Origin of the sequence: Parasphingorhabdus sp., assembly GCF_049667325.1 — a bacterium.
Classification (GTDB): Bacteria; Pseudomonadota; Alphaproteobacteria; order Sphingomonadales; family Sphingomonadaceae; genus Parasphingorhabdus.
On sequence record NZ_JBATHY010000313.1, the window covers coordinates 1 to 5,426 of the forward strand.

General features: G+C 58.3%; 7 protein-coding genes. 1 reads left to right on the forward strand and 6 read right to left on the reverse strand.

Going from position 1 to position 5,426, the window contains the following annotated elements:
- Positions 1-515, forward strand: a 515-nt coding sequence (locus WBM93_RS13450) for a response regulator transcription factor (protein ID WP_424432374.1), incomplete at its 5' end; no start/stop codon positions are given.
- A 5-nt stretch (positions 516-520) separates the two neighbouring features.
- Here WBM93_RS13450 and WBM93_RS13455 read toward each other — a convergent pair.
- The 6 genes from WBM93_RS13455 to WBM93_RS13480 form a co-directional block, all read right to left on the reverse strand.
- Positions 521-754 carry a hypothetical protein gene (locus WBM93_RS13455; protein ID WP_424432375.1) on the reverse strand — a complete coding sequence of 78 codons (234 nt, stop codon included), beginning with the start codon at positions 752-754 and terminating at the stop codon, positions 521-523.
- Positions 751-903, reverse strand: a complete 153-nt coding sequence (ccoS, locus tag WBM93_RS13460) for a cbb3-type cytochrome oxidase assembly protein CcoS (RefSeq protein ID WP_424432376.1) — start codon at positions 901-903, stop codon at positions 751-753. The genes WBM93_RS13455 and ccoS overlap by 4 nt, the downstream gene beginning before the upstream one ends.
- The gene (locus tag WBM93_RS13465) at positions 900-3,023 is read right to left on the reverse strand and encodes a heavy metal translocating P-type ATPase (protein ID WP_424432377.1); all 2,124 of its coding nucleotides are present in this window, start codon (positions 3,021-3,023) and stop codon (positions 900-902) included. The genes ccoS and WBM93_RS13465 overlap by 4 nt, the downstream gene beginning before the upstream one ends.
- Positions 3,020-3,496, reverse strand: a complete 477-nt coding sequence (locus WBM93_RS13470; RefSeq protein WP_424432378.1) for a FixH family protein — start codon at positions 3,494-3,496, stop codon at positions 3,020-3,022. Before WBM93_RS13470 ends, WBM93_RS13465 begins: the two co-directional genes overlap by 4 nt.
- Positions 3,493-4,950: a cytochrome c oxidase accessory protein CcoG gene (ccoG, locus tag WBM93_RS13475; RefSeq protein ID WP_424432380.1), complete on the reverse strand. Its 1,458-nt coding sequence runs from the start codon at positions 4,948-4,950 to the stop codon at positions 3,493-3,495. Before ccoG ends, WBM93_RS13470 begins: the two co-directional genes overlap by 4 nt.
- A partial coding sequence (locus WBM93_RS13480; protein WP_424432379.1) for a c-type cytochrome occupies positions 4,937-5,426 on the reverse strand: 490 nt, incomplete at its 5' end. The genes ccoG and WBM93_RS13480, both read right to left, overlap by 14 nt.

Consider the following 5,426-nt stretch of genomic DNA (forward strand, 5'->3'; position numbering starts at 1 on the left):
TGAAGCTGGCCAAGGGTGCCGAACGGGGCTGTGTGCTGCTGGATGTGCGGATGCCGGAGATGGACGGCTTGCAGGTGCAGCAGCAGATGATCAGAGACGGGATCGATATGCCGGTGGTGATCCTGACCGGCCATGGCGATGTCGAGATCGCGGTCCAGGCGATGCGCGCCGGGGCGATCAATTTTCTGGAGAAGCCCTATGAAAAGGAAGCTTTGATCGCAGCCATGGAAGAAGCATTTTCCCGGTTGGAAAATAACAATCTCAAGGAAATGGCCGCATCCGAAGCGAGAGTCAGGCTGGCTTGTCTGACCGGACGGGAACAGGATGTGCTGGAAGGATTGATGGCCGGATATCCCAACAAGACGATTGCCTATGATCTTGGAATCTCGCCGCGTACGGTGGAAATATATCGCGCCAATATGATGGAAAAATTGCGTGTTCGCAGTTTGGCCGAGGCCTTGCGTATCGGCTTCGCTGCGGAAGGCCGCGAAGACCAGGATATGTCAGCGCAATAGCCGGATCAGCTATTCGAGCTTTTCTTGCGCGATAGGCAGGCGTGGCAGGGATTGACGCAGTGATCTTCCCCTGGCTCCTGCTCGACCGGCACGGACAGGCTACGTACCTCTCCATCGGCAGAGCATAGCTCGATCGTCATCATGTCCGCATTTGCCGATAACGGCACAGCGGCTAGTGGCAGCGCTATCGCTGCGATTGCGAATCGACTGAGCGTGGATTTTCTTATGCGGTCGATCATGATGGTTCATCGTCCTCATCGATTAATACCCGCTGGGCAGCGCCGTCGAGATCCTCGAACTGGTCGTGACGCATCGCCCAGAAAAAAACGGCCAGCCCGCAAATCCCCATCAGCAGAGCCACCGGGATCAAGATTGCCAGCCCGCTCAATTGGCCGCTCCATTGAGGCGCAGCGCGTTGCCGACGACGATCAGCGACGATAGCGACATGGCAATCGCGGCGATGAGCGGGGTTACCATGCCGGTTAGCGCCAGTGGGACGGCGATGATATTGTAACCGATGGCGAGGGCAAAATTCTGGTGGACGATCTGCATCGTCCGCCGCGCGACCCTTATCGAGAGCGCCACAGGCAACAGCGATTCGCTGGTAAACACGGCGTCGGCGGCCTGTTGTCCGACATCGCTGGCGGTGCCCGGAGCGATCGAGACATGGGCTGCGGCGAGGGCAGGCCCGTCGTTCAGGCCATCGCCGACCATCAGCACTTTGTGGCCGCTATCGGTCAGGCGGGTAATGGCCTCCACCTTATCCTGAGGAGAGGCGCCTGCTTGAGCGGTCAGGCCCAAAGCACGCGCGACAAAGGAAACCGAGCGGATATTGTCGCCGGAGATGATCGAGGAAGGCAGTCCCTGCTCCTGCAAATTTGCAATGGCCGCCTTTGCTTCGGGCCGAATCTCGTCGCGGAGCTGGATCACGACTATCTCGCTGCCGACGGTGAGCTGGCAGGATAAATGATCCTCCGACTTTTCCGGCTTGCCAAGCATTACCGATATCTCACCCGATCGACCAGTCATGCCCTCGCCAGGCAATTCCTTGATATCCTCCAGCACGGCCGGTTCGATGTCCAGTGCCAACAATCCAGTGCGAATGCCTTTGCTGACCGGATGGCGGCTGGCTTGAGCGAGCGCCAGGGTGATCTGTTTCTGGACGGGGTCAAGACCGTCGAGATTGACCGGTATCGGCCGGCCAAGGGTCAGCGTTCCGGTTTTGTCAAACAGGGCATAATCGACCTCCGCCAGTCGTTCCAGCGCGCTGCCGTCCTTGACCATTACTCCCTTGCGGAGAAGAGCACCGGAAGCAACGACCTGCGCAGCAGGTACCGCGAGGCCAAGAGCGCAGGGACAGGTAATGATCAGCACCGCGACCGCGATCAGCAATGACTGGTGCCAGCCGGCGCCGACAAACATCCAATAGGCAAAGGCCAAAAGAGCGAGGCTGTGCACGGCCGGCGCATAATAGCGGGCGGCCCGATCGGCGATGCGCACATAGAAAGAACGGCGTTGTCCGGCATCATCCATTAGCCGAGCGATGTCCGACACGCTGGTATCTTCACCGGTGGCGGTAATCCGCACGATGACCGGCGACGTAAGGTTGAGCGTTCCGGCCAGCACCATATCATCTTTTGACTTCGGCTGTGGCGCGCTCTCGCCTGTCATCAGCGAACAGTCGAAACTGCTCGTGCCCGATATGATCACGCCATCTGCTGCAAGGCTTTCACCAGCCGCAACCATCATCCGCATCTCCGGAAGCAGATCTTTGGCGGCCACCCAGCGGCTTTTTCCATCATCCGCCAGCACCATCGCGCCGGGGGCGGATTGTTTCAGTAGTGCGCCAATGCCTTCCCGCGCGCGGTCGCGCATCATGCCGTCGAGCACTCGCCCGGCGAGAAGGAAGAACAACAGCATCACCGCTCCGTCAAAATAGGCATGTTCGCCGCCGGTTGCGGTTTCGTAAATGCTCAGACCGGTGGCCAGCAATATCCCGATCGAGATCGGTACATCCATATTGGTCCGGCCATATCGCAAGGCCATCGCCGCAGAAGCAAAAAACGGGCGCCCGGCATAAGCGATTACCGGGATGGCTATCAGCGCCGAGAGCCAGTGGAACAGATCGCGGGTGACACCGGCCGCGCCGGACCAGACGCTGACCGACAACAGCATGATATTCATCATCCCGAAACCGGCGACCGCGAGCGCGCGGATCAGCCTGTCGGTGCTGCCTTTCTCTTCGGCCAGCGGATTGTCGGCGAGAATCTGGGCTTCAAAACCCAGCGCCTCGATTTCGCGCCTGAGCTGGTCGTCGGCCAATTCGGGTAGATGCGATATCGCTACTTGCTTGGTCGAGAAATTGACCCGCGAGGAAGCGATTCCGGGCACGTCAATCAGGCCATTCTCGATTTTCGAGATACAACCGGCGCAGCGGATCGCCGGCACCGCAAAGCGGGATACGATCAACTCGGACTGACCCTCGCTTATGGGCGCAATCGCGTTCACCAGATATCCCGAACCACGCGCATATCCTTGTCATCCTGGGTAATGATGATTTTCAGTTTCCAGCGGCCTGCGGGCAATGTTTCGATGCTCTGAAATTCCCCGGAGCCTGCTTGCGTAAAGCTGATATCGAACGGATCGGCTTGACCGATAGGATGTTCGGCGATGCCGGTCATTGTCGCTCGCTGCAACGGAGCGCCATCCGTCGTGGTGATCGTGATGTTGGCCTTGCCTGCTTTGCGGAGCGCCGGTGACACCGTCCAACCATGGGCTTGCTGCGTGCGCGCCTGTGCCAGCCAATCATTATATTTCTGACTCGCGACATAGCTGTTGTCGACCACGGTACCGCTGAATGTCGACAGGGCAAAGCGAGCCATGACCATGTTGACGCCGACAACGACCGCGAAAAAGGCGACAATCATCATCGTGGCATGGTAGCCCGTGAATTTTTTCACAGAGGGTGGTTGTTCACTCATTCGCCTGTCTCCGGTCTTTCGAAAAATACCTCGTCGATATCCTTGGCGTCGGCATCATCGGATGCGGTCACCGTGAGGGCGAATTCCTCGCGAACCGGGCCTGCTCCGGGAGCGACGACATAAAGCCGAAGTCTCGATACGCTGTCGGGCGCTACTTTGGTGATCAGCGTCTGTCCTGCGGTTTCCCGCGATCCGGCATTGGACCACATGGCTCCACCCTTGAGTTCCGTCATGCCGATTATCATGTCGCGCGGACGGTTCTCCATATTGCGCAGATTGATCGTGTAGCTGTTGCGAACATGGCCGTCGGCGAGCTGGACGTAGACGGGGTTGCGATCATGATTGGCGCTGATGTCGATGCGTGTGCGATTGCCAACCGCAAACAGCATCGCCAGCCCGATCGCGCTCCAGATGGAAGTGTAGAGGATCGTCCGTGGTCGAAACAGAGTTTTCAGGATCGGGCTATGCGGTTTTTCGGCTTTTTCGAGCTCGGCATCTTCTAGTGTAGCATAGTCAATCAAACCGCGCGGCCGGCCAACCTGATCCATCACCTTGTCGCAGGCGTCGATGCACAGGGCGCAGGTGATGCAACCGATTTGGGGTCCTTCGCGAATGTCGATGCCGGTCGGGCATACCGACACACATTGATTGCAGTCGATACAGTCGCCGAACCCGCCAGGCTGGGCTTCCGCTTTTTTGACGCTGCCGCGCGGTTCGCCGCGCCAGTCCTTATAGGTGACGGTCAGCGATTTTTCATCCATCATCGCGGTCTGGATACGTGGCCAGGGACACATATAGATGCACACCTGCTCGCGCATGAATCCGCCGAATATAAATGTCGTCAGAGTGAGAACGCCAACCGTTGCGTAAGCGACGAAAGCGGCTTGACCGGTCCAGAAGTCTACCACCAAAGTCGGAGCATCGGCGAAATACATGATCCACGCGCCGCCCGTCCAGAACCCGATAAATAACCATACGGACCATTTCAGCAGCCGCTTGCTGATTTTCTTTGGTCCCCAGGGCGCGTCCTGCAAGCGGAACTGGGCATTGCGGTCACCGTCGATGGCACGTTCAACGTGCTGGAACAGGTCGGTCCACACGGTTTGCGGGCAGGAATAGCCGCACCATGCCCGACCGACCGCAGAGGTGACGAGAAACAGCCCGATACCAGCCATGACCAGCATGCCCGCAACATAATAAAATTCATGCGGCCAGATTTCGATGCCGAACATATAAAAGCGCCGGTTCGCAAGATCGACGAGGACCGCTTGATTTGGCGCATAAGGCCCGCGATCCCAGCGGATCCACGGAGTGATATAATAGACGCCGAGGGTGATCGCCATGATCACCCATTTCAGTCGCCGGAACGTGCCATCGACCGCCTTGGGAAAGACATTCTTGCGCGCTTCGTAGAGCTTCAACTCGGGATCGAGAATTTCCTTAGGATTGCTCATCATCCCCGCTCTCAGCCTGGGCTTCGACGGCTGGTGCAGCGGCCAGAGGCTTTTCGCCACCGCCTAGGGAATGAACATAGGCGGCCAGCATCCGGATCGTCGACGGATCGAGCCTTTGCCCCCAGCGCGGCATGACACCGTAACGGGCATTTGCGATAGTGTCGGTCAGCGAAGCGCGATCAAGGCCATAAAGGCTGATCGCATCTGCGAGATTGGGTGCACCCTGGACGCGGTCACCGGTACCATCGGCTCCGTGACAGACGGCGCAATTGCTTTCATACAAGGCTGCTCCGCGTTTTGCCGCAGCACTTTGCTTTTCACGACCCGACAACAACCGGACATAAGAGACCAGATCCTGAATCTGGTTCGATTGCAATATGCCGTCCCTGCCAAAGGCCGGCATTTGCGAAAAGCGGGTTTCGTCGTGATCGGGATTACGGATGCCGTGGATCAGCGTATATTCGATGGTCTCCAGA

Excerpts from the sequence above, each read along its gene's own strand:
- WBM93_RS13470 (WP_424432378.1), bottom strand. The coding sequence starts at position 3,496 with ATGAGTGAACAACCACCCTCTGTGAAAAAATTCACGGGCTACCATGCC.
- ccoG (WP_424432380.1), bottom strand. The coding sequence starts at position 4,950 with ATGAGCAATCCTAAGGAAATTCTCGATCCCGAGTTGAAGCTCTACGAA.
- WBM93_RS13455 (WP_424432375.1), bottom strand. The coding sequence starts at position 754 with ATGATCGACCGCATAAGAAAATCCACGCTCAGTCGATTCGCAATCGCA.